The sequence below is a fragment of the Variovorax sp. GW821-FHT09D04 genome, assembly GCF_059416405.1.
Genome location: NZ_JBWKPA010000012.1, coordinates 112719 through 131065, shown reverse-complemented (window position 1 = coordinate 131065; position 18347 = coordinate 112719). Strand labels below are relative to the sequence as shown.

The window sequence follows — 18347 nt, the reverse complement described above, 5'->3', positions numbered from 1 at the left end:
GCCTTGAGGCACACCCGCTGTCCGCACCGCCCGGGAACTCGATGCGTTTACGAGATGCCCACGAAGAAGAAAGTACTAATAAATCGTCACATCATGTGACGTTATCCGGCACTATTGTGAATACGGCGCTTGTTTAAAGTCAAAACAAGCTGTCACTAACATTTTCTTCGTGGGGGCATCGCCGGGACTAGTTGATCTGCAAGTTCGAAACCTGGCTTGCCGGCACCAGCTTGCCCAGCTTCAGGGTCAGCACGCCGTTCTCCAGCTTGGCTTCGCTGGTGGCCAGGTCGATGGCTTGCGGCAGCTCGTAGGCGAGCTTGATCTGGCGCTTGGCTTCGGCCTTGCTTTCGATGCGGACCACGGCGCCTTCGATGGCCACCGACAGGTCTTCACGCGACAGGCCGGGCACGTCCAGCGACAGGGTCCAGCTCTTGTCGTCCTGCTCGACCAGGGGCGAGCGGCGGGCGCCGGCAAAAGCCTCGTTCACGAAGCGCTCGAAAGCGCGGTCGTGGGCACGGGGAGCGAAATGCGCGCGGTGGGTGGGGGTGAAGAACATGGCGAAAACTCCTGGGTGAATGAACACAATGGGGACATGGAATGTGTGTCCCTTACACTGCGCGGCCTTTCCATCGTGAGTGCCGCTTGACACCTCATCTAGGCGCATCGGCACGCGTTTCAAGACAATGAAAACCCCCTTTATTTGGCGCCGCCAGGCCTTGAAATTCGCAGCGGCGGCGCTATGCGCGACCCCGTTCGCCGGCCTGGCCCAGGCCCCGCAACCCGCCCCGATCCGGCTGGCGCTCATCGAGAGCATGAGCGGCCCGTTTGCCAACACCGGCGAGGCCGTGTTCCGCAACCTGCAGTGGGCCGTGGAGCGTGTGAATGCACGTGGCGGCGTGAAGCTGCCGGGCGGCGCACGGCCGCTGCAACTGGACCGCTACGACAGCAAGGGTCAGAACGAAGAGGCGCTGTCGGCGCTGCGCGCGGCCATGGACGACGGCACCCGCATCGTGCTGCAGGGCAACTCGTCGGTGACGGCCGCGGCGCTGATCGACGCCATCGACAAGAACAACGAGCGCGATCCGTCGCGCCGCGCGATCTTCCTGAACTATTCGGCCGTCGATCCGGTGCTGACCAACGAGCGCTGCAGCTTCTGGCACTTCCGCTTCGACGCCCACGCCGACATGCGCGTGGCCGCGCTGATGGACGTGGTCAAGGACGACGCGGCGCTCAAGCGCGTCTACCTGATCGGCCAGGACTACAGCTTCGGCCAGGCCGTGCTGCGCGAATCGCGCCGCCAGCTGGGCGTGCAGCGCCCCGACGTGGAAATCGTCGGCGACGAACTGCACCCCATGGGCAAGGTGAAGGACTTCGCGCCCTACGCCACCAAGATCCTCGCCAGCGGCGCGCAGGCCGTGGTCACCGGCAACTGGGGCAACGACCTCACGCTGCTCGTGAAGGCCGCGCGCGAGGCCGGTTTCAACGGCAGCTTCTACACCTTCTACGGCAATGCGCTGGGCGCACCGGCCGCCATCGGCGACGCGGGCATCGGCCGCGTGGTCGCCGTGGCCGACTGGCTGCCGAACGTGCAGACGCCACAGTCCGAGGCCTTCTACCGGGCCTTTCGCACGCGCTTTCCGCGCCCGGCCGACGACTACGTGCACATGCGCATGCAGCTTCTGGTCGAGTCGCTCGCGCAGGCGCTGGAACGCGCGGGCAGCACCGAGGCCGTGCCGCTGGCGCGCGCGCTGGAGCAGGCCGACGTGAGCCTGTACGGCCAGCGCGGGCGCATGCGCGCGGCCGACCACCAGTTCCAGCAGCCGCTGGTGGTGGGCGTGATGGACAAGCAGGGCAAGCCCGGCGTGCAGTTCGACGTCGAGGGCTCGGGCTACGGCTTTCGCGTGATCAAGACGATCGCGCCCGAACGCGCCGAGCAGCCCACGTCCTGCAAGATGAAGCGCCCCTGAGGCGCATGACCCCGACAGCACAGGAACTCCCAGACATGCGTGAAGCCATCCACCACCTCGAAGCCTCGAAGATCCGCGAAGTCGCCAATGCCGGCATGGGCCGCGACGACGTGCTCGCCTTCTGGTTCGGCGAGAGCGACGAGGTCACTCCCGAGGTGATCCGCCAGGCGGCCATCGAGTCGCTGCAGCGCGGCGAAACCTTCTATGCGCACAACCTCGGCCTGCCCGAGCTGCGCGAAGCCATCGCGCGCTACACCAGCCGCCTGCACCCGACGGTCGACGCTTCGCGCATCGCCGTCACCTCGGGCGGCGTGAGCGCGCTGATGCTCGCGGTGCAGGCGCTGGTCGATGCGGGCGACGACGTGGTCGCCGTCACGCCCGTGTGGCCCAACCTCACGGCGCAGCCGGCGATCATGGGCGCGCAGGTGCGCACCGTGCCGCTGGTGCCGGTGAACGGGCAGTGGACGCTCGACCTGCCTGCTTTGCGCGCCGCGGTCACGTCGAAGACGAAGCTGCTGATCGTCAACGCGCCGAACAACCCCACGGGCTGGACGATGACGCGCGACGAGCAGCAGGCCGTGCTCGACCATTGCCGCGAAACCGGCACCTGGATCCTGGCCGACGAGGTGTACGAGCGCCTGTACTTCGAGCCCACGCCGAACGGCTGTGCGCCGAGCTTCCTCGACATTTCTACGCCCGACGATCGCCTGGTCGTGACGCACAGCTTCTCGAAGAGCTTCCTCATGACCGGGTGGCGCCTCGGTTGGCTGGTGCTGCCGCCGGCGATGGTCGACGGCATCGGCAAGCTGATCGAGTTCAACACCTCGTGCGCCAGCGTGTTCACGCAGCGTGCCGCCATCGCCGCGCTCGAGCACACGGCCGGCATCACGCCGCGCGTCGTCGCACACCTGAAGCAGTGCCGCGACACGCTGGTGCCACTGCTGGCGGCGGTGCCGGGCGTGCAGGTGGCGCCGGCCAAGGGCGGCATGTATGCCTTCTTCCGGCTCGAAGGTTTCGGCGATTCGCTCGAGCTCGCCAAGCGCCTGGTCGCCGAAGCGGGCCTGGGGCTCGCGCCGGGCAACGCCTTCGCGCCCGAGGCGCAGGGCTGGCTGCGCTGGTGCTTCGCGTCGAAAGACCCGCAGCGGCTGGTGCAGGGCGTCGAGCGGCTGCGCGGCTGGCTGGCCAAGCAGGCGCGCTGAGGCTTTCCGGCATGGCATCGAGGTCCGCGCCTGTCGATGCCGTGCGCATCCGCGGCTCGGCGCTGCCGGGCCTGCAGGCGATCGCGGCCGAATCGAAGCGCAGCTTTCCGCGCCACATGCACGACGTCTTCGGCATCGGCGTGATGGACCGCGGCGGACAGCGCTCGGCCAGCGGGCGCGGCGCGGTCGAGGCGGTGCGCGGCGATGTCATCACGGTGAATCCGGGCGAGGTGCACGACGGCGTCGCGATGCGCGGCGAAGCGCGGGCCTGGCGCATGCTGCATCTGGCGCCCGCGCTGCTGTCGGACGGTGTGCCGCCGGGGTTCGAGCTGACGCGGCCGGTGCTGAGCGATCCGGCGCTGCGGCAGGGCTTCGACCGGCTGTTCGCGGCCGTCGTCGAAGGCGACGACGCGCTGGCGCTGGAGCAGGGCGTGCTGCAACTGCTGCGCGATGCGCCTGGCGCGCGGGCTCCTGAATCGCCACGGCGCGTGGCGCCGGCAGCGATGGAGCGTGCGCGTGCACGCATCGCCGACGACTGCCTCCACGCGCCCACGCTCGGCGAATTGGCGCGCGAGGCCGGTCTGAGCCGCTACCAACTGCTGCGCGGCTTCGCGGCCGCCTTCGGGCTGCCGCCGCATGCCTGGCTGCAGCAATGCCGGCTGTCGCGCGCCCGCCGGCTGATCGCGCAGGGCAGGGCGCTGGCCGATGCCGCGGCCGGCGCGGGCTTCTCTGACCAGAGCCACATGACGCGGGCCTTCGTGCGCTTCCTGGGCTTCACGCCCGGGGCGTACGCGGCGGCGCGCTAGCTCGATTCCTGCAATTTCGTTCAAGACCGCCGCGCCCCTGGCGGGAGACGCTCGCGCTTTCTGCAGAACGGAAGGCGATCAGGATGTCGGAACGAAGCAAGGGAATGTGGCTGTGCGCGCTCGCGATGGTCACGGTCGGCAGCACGGTGGTCGCGAGCAAGCTCATCGCGAGCGGCTTGCCGCCGTTCACGGCGACCGCGCTGCGCTTTGCGCTGGCGCTGCCCGTGTTCGTGGCGCTGATGGGATTCATGCGCGGGCGCTGGCCGCGCCCGGACCGCCACGACGCCGTGCTGCTGCTGTGCCAGGCGGCGGCGGGCAGCGTCGGCTACACGGTGCTGCTGATCCTGGGCGTGCGCTGGGCGCCGGCCGCCGACGCGGGCGTGGTGACCGGCACGCTGCCGGCCATGGCCGCGCTGGTGGCCGTGCTGGCGCTGCGCGAGCGGCCGGGGCGCTACTTGGTGGGCGGGATCGTGCTCGCGAGCCTGGGCGTGCTGGCGATCACGCTGCGCCCGGGCGGGGAGGGCGGTGAGCGCACGTCGACCGCGCTGCTCGGCAACCTGCTGGTGCTGGGGGCGGTGGCGCTCGAGTCGTTGTTCATCCTGCTCAACAAGCGGCTGCGCGTGCCGCTGGCGCCGCTCGTGCAGTCGACGGCGATGGTCGCGCTGGGGCTGCTGCTGTCCGTCGTTCCCGCGTTGCTGGAGCGCGCCTGGCTTCAGCCGGTGCCGGCCGAGGCGCTGGCCGGGGTGGCCTACTACGCGCTGGTGCCAACGGTGGCGGGTTTCCTGCTCTGGTACGCGGGCGCCGCCCGGCTGCGCGGTGCCGAGGCGGCGCTGTTCACGGCGCTGATGCCGGTGTCGGCGCTGGTCCTGGCGGCGTGGTGGCTGGGGGAGGCGGTGGGGTGGGCCCAGATCGCCGGCGCCGCCTGCGTGCTGGGGGCCGTGGGGCTGGTTTCACTTGACGGAAGGCGGCGGGAAGGAGCGGTCAAGCCGGCCGATGTATACTCCCAAAGCTTTGCATGCCGCAAGGCGCACGGTGAGGGCAGTTCCAGTGCTCACCGCAAGTCAAACATCCCGGAACAAGGAAATTCAACATGATCGCAGCCTCCATCAAGGCCGAAGTTGTCAAGGACAACGCCCGTGCAGCCAACGACACCGGCAGCCCCGAAGTGCAAGTCGCACTGCTGACCGCCCGTATCAACGAGCTGACCCCCCACTTCAAGACGCACGCCAAGGACCACCACGGTCGTCGCGGCCTGCTGCGCATGGTCAGCCGCCGTCGCAAGCTGCTCGACTACCTCAAGTCCAAGGACGCCGAGCGTTACACCGCGCTGATCGCCAAGCTGGGTCTGCGCAAGTAATTCGAATCGCATGAAAAAACGCCTGGGTTAGTCCGCTAGCTCAGGCGTTTTTTACTTCGCGATCCACTTTCGGAGTGCCCAACAGAGCGAAGCTGTGTCATTCCAATGAAGTTCGTCCCGAGCTTCGCTGGAATGGCATCGTGTTCTGAGCAGCCTCCGCCCCTTGCGAATCCTGTGTGATTCGCTATCAAAATAGGAGCAACAATGAGCCTCTTCAACAAAATCACCAAGTCCTTCCAATGGGGCGACAAGACCGTCGTCATGGAAACCGGTGAAATCGCCCGCCAAGCGACCGGCGCCGTGCTGGTCGACATCGACGGCACCGTGATCCTGGCGACCGTGGTCGCCTCCAAGACCGCCAAGCCGGGTCAAGACTTCTTCCCGCTGACCGTCGACTACATCGAGAAGACCTACGCCGCGGGCAAGATCCCCGGCAGCTTCTTCAAGCGTGAAGCCAAGCCCAGCGAACACGAAACCCTGACCAGCCGCCTGATCGACCGTCCGATCCGCCCGCTGTTCCCCGAAGGTTTCCTGAACGAAGTGCACGTGGTGATCCACACCGTGTCGCTGAACCCTGAAGTCGACGCCGACATCGCCGCCATGATCGGCGTGAGCGCCGCGCTGTCGATCTCCGGCATCCCGTTCAGCGGCCCGATCGGTGCCGCCCGCGTGGGCTACATCAACGGCCAGTACGTGCTGAATCCGGGCCCCACCGCCCGCAAGGATTCGCAGATGGACCTCGTCGTCGCCGGCACGCAAGCCGCCGTGCTGATGGTCGAATCCGAAGCCCAGCAACTCAGCGAAGAAATCATGCTGGGTGGCGTGGTGTTCGGTCACGAGCAGGCCAACATCGCGATCAACGCGATCCACGACCTCGTGCGTGACGCCGGCAAGCCGGAATGGCTCAAGGAAGGCACCTGGGTGCCTGAAGCCAAGGACGAAGACTTCATCGCCAAGATCAACGGCCTGGCCGAAGAAAAGCTGCGCGCCGTCTACCAGATCCGCAGCAAGCAGGCCCGCACGCAAGCCCTGCGCGAAGCCAATGCCAGCGTCTTCACGGCCCTGAAGGCCGAAGGCGCCGAGTTCGACGCCGGCAAGGTCAGCGACCTGCTGTTCGCGATCGAATCGCGCATCGTGCGCGGCCAGATCCTGCAAGGCGAGCCGCGCATCGACGGCCGCGACACGCGCACCGTACGCCCCATCGAAATCCGTAACTCCGTGCTGCCCCGCACCCACGGCTCGGCGCTGTTCACGCGCGGCGAGACGCAGGGTCTGGTCGTCACCACGCTCGGCACCGAGCGCGACGCACAGCGCATCGACGCGCTGGCCGGCGAGTACGAAGACCGCTTCCTGTTCCACTACAACATGCCTCCCTTTGCCACCGGTGAAGTGGGCCGCATGGGCTCCACCAAGCGCCGCGAAGTAGGCCACGGCCGTCTGGCCAAGCGCGCGCTCGTCGCCGTGCTGCCGACCAAGGAAGAATTCCCGTACACCATCCGCGTGGTGTCGGAAATCACCGAGTCGAACGGCTCCTCGTCGATGGCTTCGGTCTGCGGCGGCTGCCTCTCGATGATGGACGCCGGCGTGCCCATGAAGGCGCATGTGGCCGGTATCGCCATGGGCCTGATCAAGGAAGACAACCGCTTCGCGGTGCTGACCGACATCCTGGGCGACGAAGATCACTTGGGCGACATGGACTTCAAGGTGGCCGGCACGACCAACGGCATCACCGCGCTGCAGATGGACATCAAGATCCAGGGCATTACCAAGGAAATCATGCAGGTCGCACTGGCACAGGCCAAGGAAGCGCGCATGCACATCCTGGGCAAGATGCAAGAAGCGATGGGCGAGGCCAAGGCCGACGTGTCGCAGTTCGCACCGCGCCTGACCACGCTGAAGATCAACCCCGAGAAGATCCGCGACGTGATCGGCAAGGGCGGCGCGGTCATCCGTGGCCTGCAGGAAGAAACCGGCACGACGATCAACATCGACGAAGACGGCACCATCACCATCGCCTCGACCGATCCGGAAAAGGCCGAATTCGCCAAGCGCCGCATCGAGCAGATCACCGCTGAAGTCGAAATCGGCAAGGTCTACGAAGGCCCGATCACCAAGATCCTGGACTTCGGCGCGCTGGTCAACCTGCTGCCCGGCAAGGACGGCCTGCTGCACATCAGCCAGATCGCGCACGAGCGCGTCGAGAAGGTGACCGACTACCTGAGCGAAGGCCAGATCGTGAAGGTCAAGGTTCTCGAGACCGACGAAAAGGGCCGCGTCAAGCTGTCCATGAAGGCCCTGACCGAGCGTCCGGCCGGCATGGAATACAGCGAGCGCCCGCCGCGCGAAGACCGTGGTGATCGCGGCGACCGTGGCGACCGCCGCGAGCGTTCGGATCGTGGCGACCGCGGTGACCGCGGCGGCGATCGTGGCGAGCGCGCACCGCGCTTCAACGACCAGCAGCAACAGCCCCGCGGCGAGCAGCAACAGCAGCCCGCCGGCGAGTCGCAGCAGCAAGCGCCGCGCGAACCGCAGGAGTAAGCAGTGAGGCGCGACGGCCTGTGCCGTCGCCTCTCGCGTGGACAGTGGTGATGCCCGCCCCGTGCGGGCATCCGAGCCTCGGAGACCCCCATGAAAGCCATTGAGATCACTTCGTACGGCGCCCCCGAGGTGCTGCGCGTCGCTGCGCGTCCCGACCCGGTGGCGGGCGAGGGTGAGCTGCTGATCCGCGTGGCGGCCAGCGGCGTGAATCGCCCGGACGTGCTGCAGCGGATGGGGCACTACCCCGTGCCGCCCGGAGCCTCCGATCTGCCGGGCCTCGAGGTGGCCGGCGAGATCGTGTCGGGCGACGCCAAGGCGTTGGCCGAGGCGGGTTTCAAGGTCGGCGACCGCGTGTGCGCGCTGGTCGCTGGTGGCGGCTATGCCGAGCTGTGCGTGGCGCCTGTGGCGCAATGCCTGCCGGTGCCCAAGGGCTGGAGCGACATCGAGGCGGCCTCGCTGCCCGAGACCTTCTTCACCGTCTGGAGCAACGTGTTCGAGCGCGGCCGCCTGCAGAAGGGCGAGACCCTGCTGATCCAGGGGGGCTCCAGCGGCATCGGCGTCACGGCGATCCAGATCGCCAAGGCGCTTGGCGCGACCGTGATCGTCACGGCCGGCAGCGACGACAAGTGCGAAGCCTGCCTGAAACTCGGCGCCGACCACGCGATCAACTACCGCACGAGCGATTTCGTCGAAGTGGCGAAGCAGCTCACGGGTGGCAAGGGCGTGGACGTGGTGCTCGACATGGTGGCGGGCGACTACGTGGCGCGCGAGGTCGAATGCCTGGCCGAAGACGGCCGGCTCGTGATCATTGCGGTGCAGGGCGGTGTGAAGAGCGAGATCAACGCGGGCCTCGTGCTGCGTCGGCGGCTCACGATCACTGGCTCGACGCTGCGTCCGCGGCCGGTGGCGTTCAAGGGTGCCATTGCCAAGGCGCTGCGCGAAAAGGTCTGGCCGCTGCTCGAAAGCGGCGCGGTCAAGCCCGTGATCCACAGCACCTATGCGGCAGCAGGTGAACCCAGCGGTGCGGCCCAGGCTCACACGCTGATGGAATCGAACCAGCACATCGGCAAGATCGTGCTGACTTGGTGAGACGAACAACGCGATGACAACCTTCAAGAAACTGATTGCCGGCAACTGGAAGATGAATGGCGGCCTGGCCGCCAACGAGGCGCTGGTGAAGGCCCTGCAGCAAGGGCTGGCCGACAGCCCCGCGGCTTGCGGCGTTGCGCTGTGCGCGCCTGCGCCGTACTTCGCCCAGCTGCAATCGCTGCTGGCGGGCACGCCGTCGCTGGCCCTCGGTGCGCAGGACATCTCGGCGCACCCGCAAGGTGCGTTCACCGGCGAGCAGTCGGCGGCCATGCTGAAGGATTTCGGCGTGCGCTATGCCATCGTGGGCCATTCGGAGCGTCGCCAGTACCACGGCGAAACCGACGATGCCGTGGCGGCCAAGACGGCGGCGGCGTTGGCGAACGGCATCACGCCGATCGTCTGCGTCGGCGAGACGCTGGCACAGCGCGAAGCAGGGCAGACCGAAGAGATCGTCAAGCGCCAGCTGGCCGCGGTGATCCATGTGAATGGCCACTGCATCAGCGAGATCGTCGTGGCCTACGAGCCCGTCTGGGCCATCGGCACCGGCAAGACGGCTTCGCCCGAACAGGCGCAGGCGGTGCATGCCGTGCTGCGTGCGCAACTGCACCATGCTGCGAGCGAACATGCCGCGGGCATCAAGATTCTGTACGGCGGCAGCATGAACGCGGCGAATGCCGCCGAACTGCTGGCGCAGGCCGACATCGACGGCGGCCTCATCGGCGGCGCCTCGCTCAAGGCGCCCGACTTTCTGCAGATCATTTCTGCCGCTGCACGCTGATCGCGGCAACGGCAGCCATCACTTAGGAGTAAGAACGAATGAACGTGGTCCTCAATCTTCTGGTCGGCGTGCAAATGCTGGCGGCGCTGGCAATGATCGGCCTGATCCTGATCCAGCACGGCAAGGGCGCCGACATGGGCGCGGCCTTCGGCAGCGGCAGTGCGGGCAGCCTGTTCGGTGCCAGCGGCAGTGCCAACTTCCTCTCGCGCACCACGGCCGTGCTGGCTGCGGTGTTCTTCGCCTGCACGCTGCTGCTGGCCTACTTCAGCCATGCACGTCCTGCGGGTGGCGGCAGCCTGCTGGAACGCGCCGCCGTGGGCGCACCTGCTGTACCGGCTGCTCCCGCGACTGGCGCTGCGGGCGAAATCCCCGCTGCAGCAGTACCTGCCAAGGCCGCTTCGGCGCCTGCGGCACCTGTTTCGGGCACCGGCCAGATTCCGGCCAAGTAATCAGGTTGTTTTCATGCAGCCGTTCGTGAGAAACGGCTTCATTTCAGGGTAAACTCTAAATCTGTTCAGAAAGCCAAATGCCTCAACGGCACCTCATGCCATCTGGACAGTTAAAAACCGCGGTCGTGGTGAAATTGGTAGACACGCTATCTTGAGGGGGTAGTGGCGAAAGCTGTGCGAGTTCGAGTCTCGCCGACCGCACCAAATCTCACCGGCAGAAGATCTCTTTCCAGAGGCTCTTCTGTCGGTGGCAAGCGGTGAAAATTTCTCGATGAACCTCGATTCCTACCTTCCCGTCCTTTTGTTCATTTTGGTCGGGGTCGGCGTAGGCGTCGCCCCGCAAGTCATCGGATACATCCTCGGGCCCAATCGGCCCGACGCTGCGAAGAACGCGCCCTACGAGTGCGGCTTCGAAGCCTTCGAGGATGCGCGCATGAAATTCGACGTGCGCTATTACCTCGTCGCGATTCTCTTCATCCTCTTCGATCTCGAGATTGCCTTTCTCTTTCCGTGGGCCATTGCGCTCAAGGAAATCGGCGCTGTTGGCTTCTGGGCCATGATGATCTTTCTCGCCATCCTCGTCGTGGGCTTCGTCTACGAGTGGAAAAAAGGCGCGCTCGACTGGGAATGACAAGGAAGCTACACGATGGCCATTGAAGGCGTTCTCAAAGAAGGCTTCGTCACCACGACCTACGACTCGGTCGTGAACTGGGCGAAGACCGGATCTCTCTGGCCGATGACGTTCGGCCTCGCATGCTGCGCGGTCGAAATGATGCACGCGGGCGCTGCCCGCTACGACATCGACCGTTTCGGCATGCTGTTCCGCCCCAGTCCGCGCCAGTCCGATCTGATGATCGTGGCCGGCACGCTGTGCAACAAGATGGCGCCGGCGCTGCGCAAGGTCTATGACCAGATGCCCGAGCCGCGCTGGGTGCTCTCGATGGGCTCTTGCGCGAACGGCGGCGGTTACTACCACTACAGCTATTCCGTGGTGCGTGGCTGCGACCGCATCGTGCCGGTCGACGTCTATGTGCCGGGTTGTCCGCCCACCGCTGAAGCACTGCTGTACGGCGTGATCCAGCTGCAGCAGAAGATTCGCCGCACCAACACCATTGCCCGCGCCTGAGAGATTGCCGACGATGACTGACTTTGCAATTTCGCCGGAGGTGCTGCGCGCCACCATCGCCGAGACACTCGGCGCCAAGGCCAAGAGCGTGACGGTTGCGCTTGAAGAAGTGACCGTCGTGGTCAGTGCCGCCGACTACATCGACGCGGCGCTGCTGCTGCGCGATGCGCCCGGTTGCCGTTTCGAACAGCTGATCGATCTGTGCGGCATGGACTATTCCGACTACCGCGAAGGCGAGTGGCAAGGCGAGCGCTATGGCGTCGTCTCGCACCTGCTCTCCGTGAGTCTCAACCAGCGCGTGCGCCTGAAGGTGTTCGCGACCAGCGAAGACCTGCCCGTGGTCGATTCGCTCCAGCCCGTCTGGAGCGCCGCCACGTGGTTCGAACGCGAAGCCTTCGACCTGTACGGCATCGTGTTCGACGGCCACGACGACCTGCGCCGCATCCTGACCGACTACGGCTTCATCGGCCACCCGTTCCGCAAGGACTTCCCGGTGTCGGGTCACGTCGAAATGCGCTACGACGAAGAGCAGAAGCGCGTGGTCTACCAGCCGGTCTCGATCGAGCCGCGCGAAATCACGCCGCGCGTGATCCGCGAAGACAACTACGGCGGCGGTTTGCACTGACAGATATGGCCGAAATCAAGAACTACACACTCAACTTCGGTCCCCAGCACCCCGCAGCACACGGCGTGCTGCGCCTGGTGCTCGAGCTGGACGGCGAAGTGATCCAGCGCGCCGACCCCCACATCGGCCTGCTGCACCGTGCGACCGAGAAGCTCGCCGAATCGCGCACCTTCATCCAGTCGCTGCCTTACATGGACCGCCTCGACTACGTGTCGATGATGTCCAACGAGCACGCCTACTGCCTCGCCATCGAGCGGATGATGGGCCTGGACGTGCCGATCCGCGCGCAGTACATCCGCGTGATGTTCGCCGAGATCACCCGCCTGCTGAACCACCTGCTGTGGCTCGGTGCGCACGGTCTCGACTGCGGCGCGATGAACATGCTCATCTACTGCTTCCGCGAGCGTGAAGACCTGTTCGACATGTACGAGGCCGTGTCCGGCGCGCGCATGCACGCGGCGTACTTCCGTCCGGGTGGCGTCTACCGCGACCTGCCGGATTCGATGCCGCAGTACAAGGTCAGCAAGATCAAGAATGCGAAGGCCATCGAGAAGCTCAACGAGAACCGCCAGGGCTCGCTGCTGGACTTCATCGACGACTTCTGCAAGCGCTTTCCGAAGATGGTCGACGAGTACGAGACGCTGCTCACCGACAACCGCATCTGGAAGCAGCGCACCGTCGGCATCGGCGTGGTCACACCGGAGCGCGCGCTGAACCTGGGCTTCACCGGCCCGATGCTGCGCGGCTCGGGCGTCGAATGGGACCTGCGCAAGAAGCAGCCCTACGACGTCTACGACCAGATGCAGTTCGACGTGCCCGTGGGCAAGACCGGCGACTGCTACGACCGCTACCTGGTTCGCGTGGAAGAAATGCGCCAGGCCAACAAGATCATCCAGCAGTGCTCGGCCTGGCTGCGCGCCAACCCCGGCCCGGTGATCACCAGCAACCACAAGGTCGCTGCGCCTGCGCGCGAATCGATGAAGGCGAACATGGAGGAGCTGATCCACCATTTCAAGCTCTTCACCGAAGGCTTCCATGTGCCCGAAGGCGAAGCGTATGCCGCCGTCGAGCACCCCAAGGGCGAGTTCGGCATCTACCTCGTGAGCGACGGTGCCAACAAGCCGTACCGCCTGAAGATCCGCGCCCCGGGCTTCCCGCACCTCGCTGCCCTCGACGAAATGTCGCGCGGCCACATGATCGCCGACGCTGTCGCGGTGATCGGCACGATGGACATCGTGTTCGGCGAAATCGACAGGTGAGAAAGAGCGAATGACGACTTCCTCAACCCATCACCATGACGCGGCGCCCTCGGCGCCGTTGAAGGCTGCCATCCTCGAGCGCTTTGCGCGCGAGGTCGCGAAGTACCCCGAAGCCGGCAAGCAGTCGGCCGTGATGGCCTGCCTGGCCATCGTCCAGCAGGACGAAGGCTTCGTGAGCGTGCAGCGCGAGCGCGAGATCGCCGCCTACCTCGGCATGGCGCCCATCGCCGTGCACGAGGTGACGACCTTCTACAACATGTACAACCAGCATCCGGTGGGCAAGTTCAAGCTCAACGTGTGCACCAACCTGCCGTGCCAGCTGCGCGATGGCGTCACCGCGCTCGTGCATCTCGAGAAGAAGCTGGGCATCAAGATGGGCGAGACCACGGCCGACGGCCTGTTCACGCTGCAGCAGAGCGAATGCCTGGGCGCCTGCGCCGATTCGCCCGTGATGCTGGTCAACGACCGCACCATGTGCAGCTTCATGAGCAACGACAAGCTCGACCAGCTCATCGACGGTTTGCGCAGTGCCAAGCCAGGGGAGGCTTCGTGATGACGCCCGAACAGGTTCTCTCGCAATTCCAGGCCACCGGTGTCCAGACCTGCTTCCATGACCGCCACATCGGCGCTCAGATCTATGCAGGCCTGGACGGCACCAACTGGCACCTGGCCGACTACGAAGCGCGCGGCGGCTACCAGGCGCTGCGCAAGATCCTCACCGAGGGTCTCACGCCCGACCAGGTGATCGCCGAAGTGAAGGCCTCGGGCCTGCGCGGCCGTGGCGGCGCGGGTTTCCCGACCGGCCTGAAGTGGAGCTTCATGCCCCGCCAGTTCCCGGGCCAGAAGTACCTCGTCTGCAATTCGGACGAGGGTGAGCCTGGCACGTGCAAGGACCGCGACATCCTGCAGTTCAACCCGCACATCGTGATCGAAGGCATGGCCATCGCCGCGTATGCGATGGGCATCAGTGTGGGCTACAACTACATCCACGGCGAGATCTTCCAGAGCTACGACCGCTTCGAGGCCGCCCTCGAAGAGGCACGTGCCGCCGGCTACCTCGGCGACAAGATCATGGGCAGCACGTACAACTTCCAGTTGCACGCCGCCCACGGCTTCGGTGCCTACATCTGCGGCGAAGAAACCGCGCTGCTCGAATCGCTCGAAGGCAAGAAGGGCCAGCCGCGCTTCAAGCCGCCGTTCCCGGCCAGCTTCGGCCTGTACGGCAAGCCGACCACCATCAACAACACCGAGACCTTCGCGGCGGTGCCCTGGATCATCCGCAACGGCGGCCAGGCCTACCTCGAGTGCGGCAAGCCGAACAACGGCGGCACCAAGATCTACTCGGTGAGCGGCGACGTCGAGCTGCCCGGCAACTACGAAGTGCCGATGGGCACGCCGTTCTCCAAGCTGCTCGAGCTGGCCGGCGGCGTGCGCAAGGGCCGCACGCTCAAGGCCGTGATCCCCGGCGGCTCATCGTCGCCGGTGCTGCCGGCCGACATCATGATGGCCTGCACCATGGACTACGACTCGATCGCCAAGGCCGGCTCCATGCTCGGTTCGGGCGCCGTGATCGTCATGGACGACACGCGGTCGATGGTCGAGTCGCTCAAGCGCCTCTCGTACTTCTACATGCACGAGTCCTGCGGCCAGTGCACCCCCTGCCGCGAAGGCACGGGCTGGCTCTACCGCGTGGTGGACCGCATCCACAACGGCCAGGGCAAGCCCAGCGACATGCAACTGCTGGACTCCGTGGCCGGCGACATCATGGGCCGCACCATCTGTGCGCTCGGCGATGCGGCAGCGATGCCCGTGCGCGCCATGATCAAGCACTTCCGCCATGAGTTCGAGGCCCTGATCCCGGGTCACGTCCCGACGGCGCCCGTCAAGGCCTGAGTGCGAGAAGAAACACAGACATGATCGAAATCGAACTCGACGGCAAGAAGGTCGAAGTGACCGAAGGCAGCATGGTGATGCATGCGGCCGAAAAGGCGGGCACCTACATTCCGCACTTCTGCTATCACAAGAAACTCAGCATCGCGGCCAACTGCCGCATGTGCCTGGTCGACGTGGAAAAGGCGCCCAAGCCGATGCCGGCCTGCGCCACGCCCGTCACGCAGGGCATGATCGTTCGCACCAAGAGCGACAAGGCCATCAAGGCGCAGCAGTCCGTCATGGAGTTCCTGCTGATCAACCACCCGCTGGATTGCCCCATCTGCGACCAGGGCGGCGAATGCCAGCTGCAGGACCTGGCCGTCGGCTACGGCGGTTCTTCTTCGCGCTACGAAGAAGAAAAGCGCGTCGTGTTCCACAAGGACGTCGGCCCGCTGATCAGCATGGAAGAAATGAGCCGCTGCATCCACTGCACGCGCTGCGTCCGTTTCGGCCAGGAAGTGGCCGGCGTGATGGAGCTGGGCATGTCGCACCGCGGCGAGCACTCCGAAATCGAAACCTTCCTCGGCGACTCGGTCGACTCCGAGCTGTCGGGCAACATGATCGACATCTGCCCGGTCGGCGCGCTCACGAGCAAGCCCTTCCGCTACAGCGCCCGCACCTGGGAACTGTCGCGCCGCAAGTCGGTGAGCCCGCACGACTCCACCGGTGCCAACCTGATCGTCCAGGTCAAGAACAACCGCGTGATGCGCGTGGTGCCGCTCGAGAATGAAGACGTCAACGAATGCTGGATCGCCGACCGCGACCGCTTCTCGTACGAAGCGCTCAACGGCACGGAACGCCTGACGCAGCCCATGCTGAAGCAGGGCGGTCAATGGCAACAGGTCGACTGGCAGACGGCGCTCGAATACGTTGCCAACGGCCTCAAGCAGATCAAGACCGACCACGGTGCGCAAAGCATCGGCACGCTGGTCAGCCCGCACAGCACGCTCGAAGAGCTGCAGCTCGCCGCCATGCTCACGCGTGAACTGGGCAGCGACAACATCGACTACCGCCTGCGCAACGCCGAGTTCTCGGCCTTCGAAGGCGTGCGCTGGCTCGGCACCTCGATCGCCTCGCTCACGCAAGTGCAGCGCGCGCTGGTCGTCGGTTCGAACCTGCGCAAGGAACACCCGCTGTTCGCGCAGCGCATCCGCCAGGCCGTGCGCAAGGGCGCCGCGCTGTCGGTGATCACTTCGTCCAGCCTCATGGCCGATCGCGGTGCCTGGGCCATCGACGTGGCGCAAGCGGCCATCGTCGAAGCCGACCAGTGGGTCGAGGCGCTGGCCGCCGTGGCTGCGGCCATCGGCCAGACCAACGGCGCTGCCGCGCCGCTGGCACCGAAGAACGCACCCGACGCCGTCGCGCAAGCCATCGCAGCCTCGCTGCTGAGCGGCGAACGCAGGGCGATCCTGCTCGGCAATGCCGCCGCGCACCACGCGCAAGCCAGCAGCCTGCTGGCCCTCGCGAACTGGATCGGCGCACAGACCGGCGCCACCGTCGGCTACCTGACCGAAGCGGGCAACACCGTGGGCGCACAGCTCGTCGGCGCCTTCCCGCAGAACGGCGGCCTCGATGCCGGCCGCATGCTCGCCGCCGGCTCCGGCCTCAAGGCCGTGCTGCTGCTGAACACCGAGCCGGTGTTCGACTCGGCCGCCGGTGCTGCCGCTGCCGATGTCATCGGCAATGCGCAGATGGTGGTCACGCTGAGCCCCTTCAAGGCCAACCTCGAGTTCAGCGACGTGCTGCTGCCCATCGCCCCGTTCACCGAAACGCCCGGCACCTTCGTCAACGCCGAAGGCCGCCTGCAGGGTTTCCATGCCGTCGTGAAGCCGCAAGGCGAAACGCGGCCGGCGTGGAAGGTGCTGCGCGTGCTGGCGAACCTGCTCGGCCTGCCGGGCTTCGCCTTCGAATCGACCGCCGAGGTGCTGGCCACCATCGGTGACAAGGGCACCGTGCCGGCGAACGCGCTGAGCAATGCCACGTCCGCCAAGGCCGTCGCGGCCAGCGGCGTCGTGGCTGCGCCCGTGGTCGCGAGCATCTACCAGCTCGACTCGATCGTGCGCCGCGCACCGTCGCTGCAGCTGACCGCCGACGCGCGCCACAGCGCACAGGCCGCACCCGCTCGTGCCGAGGAGGCCTTGGCATGATCGACGCAATTCATGGCTTCGGCCAGGGGCTGGTCGCCGCAGGCTGGTGGACGTCCGTCGTCTGGCCCGTGGTCTGGACGCTGATCAAGATCATCGTCGTCGTGATCCCGCTGATGCTGGCCGTGGCGTACCTCACGCTGTGGGAACGCAAGGCCATCGGCTTCACGCAGATCCGCGTGGGCCCGAACCGCATCGGGCCGCTGGGCCTGCTGCAGCCGATCGCCGACGCGCTCAAGCTGATGACCAAGGAAATCATTCTTCCGACGGTCGCCAACAAGGGCTTGTTCCTGCTCGGTCCCATCATGACCATCATGCCGGCGCTGGCCGCATGGGCCGTGATTCCCTTCGGTCCCGACGTGGCGCTGGCCAACATCAACGCCGGCCTGCTGTTCGTGATGGCCATCACCTCGCTCGAGGTGTACGGCGTGATCATCGCCGGCTGGGCCTCGAACTCGAAGTACGCCTTCCTGGGCGCGCTGCGCGCCTCGGCACAGATGGTGAGCTACGAAATCGCGATGGGCTTCTGCTTCGTCGTGGTGCTGATGGTCACCGGCAGCCTGAACATGTCCGACATCGTGACGGTGCAGGGCAAGGGCATGTTCCATGACATGGGCCTGGGCTTCCTGTCGTGGAACTGGCTGCCGCTGCTGCCGATCTTCGTCGTGTACTTCATCTCGGGCCTGGCCGAAACCAACCGCCACCCGTTCGACGTGGTGGAAGGCGAATCCGAAATCGTGGCCGGCCACATGATCGAGTACTCGGGCATGAGCTTCGCGATGTTCTTCCTGGCCGAGTACGCCAACATGTGGCTCGTCTCGATCCTGACCGTGGTGCTGTTCCTCGGTGGATGGCTGCCGCCGTTCGAGTTCCTGAGCTTCATTCCGGGCTGGATCTGGCTGGGCCTGAAGACCTTCTGCGTGGTCACCATGTTCCTGTGGGTGCGCTCGACGTTCCCGCGCTTCCGCTACGACCAGATCATGCGTCTGGGCTGGAAGATCTTCATTCCCGTCACCCTGGTGTGGCTGGTCGTGGTCGGTGGCTGGATGCAGACGCCGTTCAACATCTGGAAATAAGC

Annotated in this window: 18 protein-coding genes and 1 tRNA gene; 18 read left to right on the top strand and 1 reads right to left on the bottom strand. The window is 66.0% G+C overall.

The annotated features are described in order from the left end of the window. Nucleotides 1-187: 187 nt before the first annotated feature. The gene (locus tag AC07O4_RS27855) at nucleotides 188-556 is read right to left on the bottom strand and encodes an Hsp20/alpha crystallin family protein (protein ID WP_159276089.1); all 369 of its coding nucleotides are present in this window, start codon (nucleotides 554-556) and stop codon (nucleotides 188-190) included. A 127-nt stretch (nucleotides 557-683) separates the two neighbouring features. Here AC07O4_RS27855 and AC07O4_RS27850 point away from each other — a divergent pair, with 127 nt between their 5' ends. The 18 genes from AC07O4_RS27850 to nuoH all read left to right on the top strand — a co-directional run bounded on the left by AC07O4_RS27850 (nucleotide 684) and on the right by nuoH (nucleotide 18345). Then, nucleotides 684-1967, top strand: a complete 1284-nt coding sequence (locus tag AC07O4_RS27850) for a branched-chain amino acid ABC transporter substrate-binding protein (RefSeq protein WP_095949085.1) — start codon at nucleotides 684-686, stop codon at nucleotides 1965-1967. 5 nt (nucleotides 1968-1972) lie between these two features. Continuing rightward, the gene (locus AC07O4_RS27845) at nucleotides 1973-3166 is read left to right on the top strand and encodes a pyridoxal phosphate-dependent aminotransferase (RefSeq protein WP_495306220.1); all 1194 of its coding nucleotides are present in this window, start codon (nucleotides 1973-1975) and stop codon (nucleotides 3164-3166) included. 11 nt (nucleotides 3167-3177) lie between these two features. Further along, nucleotides 3178-3972: an AraC family transcriptional regulator gene (locus AC07O4_RS27840; RefSeq protein ID WP_495306219.1), complete on the top strand. Its 795-nt coding sequence runs from the start codon at nucleotides 3178-3180 to the stop codon at nucleotides 3970-3972. Between the two features lie 83 nt (nucleotides 3973-4055). Next, nucleotides 4056-5066 (top strand): DMT family transporter, encoded by a 1011-nt coding sequence (locus AC07O4_RS27835; protein WP_495306218.1) that lies wholly within the window; start codon nucleotides 4056-4058, stop codon nucleotides 5064-5066. Beyond that, entirely contained in the window at nucleotides 5063-5329 is a 267-nt protein-coding gene (gene rpsO, locus AC07O4_RS27830) for a 30S ribosomal protein S15 (RefSeq protein WP_056579564.1), read from the top strand. The genes AC07O4_RS27835 and rpsO overlap by 4 nt, the downstream gene beginning before the upstream one ends. A 204-nt stretch (nucleotides 5330-5533) precedes the next feature. Beyond that, complete coding sequence (gene pnp / locus AC07O4_RS27825; RefSeq protein WP_495268936.1) at nucleotides 5534-7867, top strand: polyribonucleotide nucleotidyltransferase; 2334 nt, start codon at nucleotides 5534-5536, stop codon at nucleotides 7865-7867. Nucleotides 7868-7957: 90 nt separating this feature from the next. Beyond that, nucleotides 7958-8956, top strand: a complete 999-nt coding sequence (locus AC07O4_RS27820; RefSeq protein ID WP_095746060.1) for an NAD(P)H-quinone oxidoreductase — start codon at nucleotides 7958-7960, stop codon at nucleotides 8954-8956. Nucleotides 8957-8969: 13 nt separating this feature from the next. Beyond that, nucleotides 8970-9734 (top strand): triose-phosphate isomerase, encoded by a 765-nt coding sequence (gene tpiA / locus AC07O4_RS27815; protein WP_159271068.1) that lies wholly within the window; start codon nucleotides 8970-8972, stop codon nucleotides 9732-9734. A gap of 38 nt (nucleotides 9735-9772) precedes the next feature. Continuing rightward, nucleotides 9773-10183: a preprotein translocase subunit SecG gene (secG, locus tag AC07O4_RS27810; RefSeq protein ID WP_495306217.1), complete on the top strand. Its 411-nt coding sequence runs from the start codon at nucleotides 9773-9775 to the stop codon at nucleotides 10181-10183. A 119-nt stretch (nucleotides 10184-10302) separates the two neighbouring features. After that, nucleotides 10303-10387 (top strand) — tRNA-Leu (locus AC07O4_RS27805). 67 nt (nucleotides 10388-10454) lie between these two features. Beyond that, entirely contained in the window at nucleotides 10455-10814 is a 360-nt protein-coding gene (locus AC07O4_RS27800) for an NADH-quinone oxidoreductase subunit A (protein WP_055805154.1), read from the top strand. A 15-nt stretch (nucleotides 10815-10829) separates the two neighbouring features. Continuing rightward, nucleotides 10830-11309 (top strand): NuoB/complex I 20 kDa subunit family protein, encoded by a 480-nt coding sequence (locus AC07O4_RS27795; RefSeq protein WP_007837763.1) that lies wholly within the window; start codon nucleotides 10830-10832, stop codon nucleotides 11307-11309. Nucleotides 11310-11322: 13 nt separating this feature from the next. Beyond that, on the top strand, nucleotides 11323-11934 hold the full coding sequence (locus AC07O4_RS27790; RefSeq protein ID WP_354344966.1) for an NADH-quinone oxidoreductase subunit C: 612 nt from the start codon (nucleotides 11323-11325) through the stop codon (nucleotides 11932-11934). A gap of 5 nt (nucleotides 11935-11939) precedes the next feature. Beyond that, the gene (locus tag AC07O4_RS27785) at nucleotides 11940-13193 is read left to right on the top strand and encodes an NADH-quinone oxidoreductase subunit D (protein ID WP_070063113.1); all 1254 of its coding nucleotides are present in this window, start codon (nucleotides 11940-11942) and stop codon (nucleotides 13191-13193) included. A gap of 10 nt (nucleotides 13194-13203) precedes the next feature. Beyond that, nucleotides 13204-13746 (top strand): NADH-quinone oxidoreductase subunit NuoE family protein, encoded by a 543-nt coding sequence (locus tag AC07O4_RS27780; protein ID WP_062475406.1) that lies wholly within the window; start codon nucleotides 13204-13206, stop codon nucleotides 13744-13746. Further along, nucleotides 13746-15086, top strand: coding sequence for an NADH-quinone oxidoreductase subunit NuoF (gene nuoF, locus AC07O4_RS27775; RefSeq protein WP_070063112.1), 1341 nt, complete (start codon nucleotides 13746-13748; stop codon nucleotides 15084-15086). Before AC07O4_RS27780 ends, nuoF begins: the two co-directional genes overlap by 1 nt. A 20-nt stretch (nucleotides 15087-15106) precedes the next feature. Beyond that, nucleotides 15107-17272, top strand: coding sequence for an NADH-quinone oxidoreductase subunit NuoG (gene nuoG, locus AC07O4_RS27770; RefSeq protein ID WP_495306216.1), 2166 nt, complete (start codon nucleotides 15107-15109; stop codon nucleotides 17270-17272). Then, entirely contained in the window at nucleotides 17269-18345 is a 1077-nt protein-coding gene (nuoH, locus tag AC07O4_RS27765; RefSeq protein WP_070063110.1) for an NADH-quinone oxidoreductase subunit NuoH, read from the top strand. The genes nuoG and nuoH overlap by 4 nt, the downstream gene beginning before the upstream one ends. Nucleotides 18346-18347: the final 2 nt, after the last annotated feature.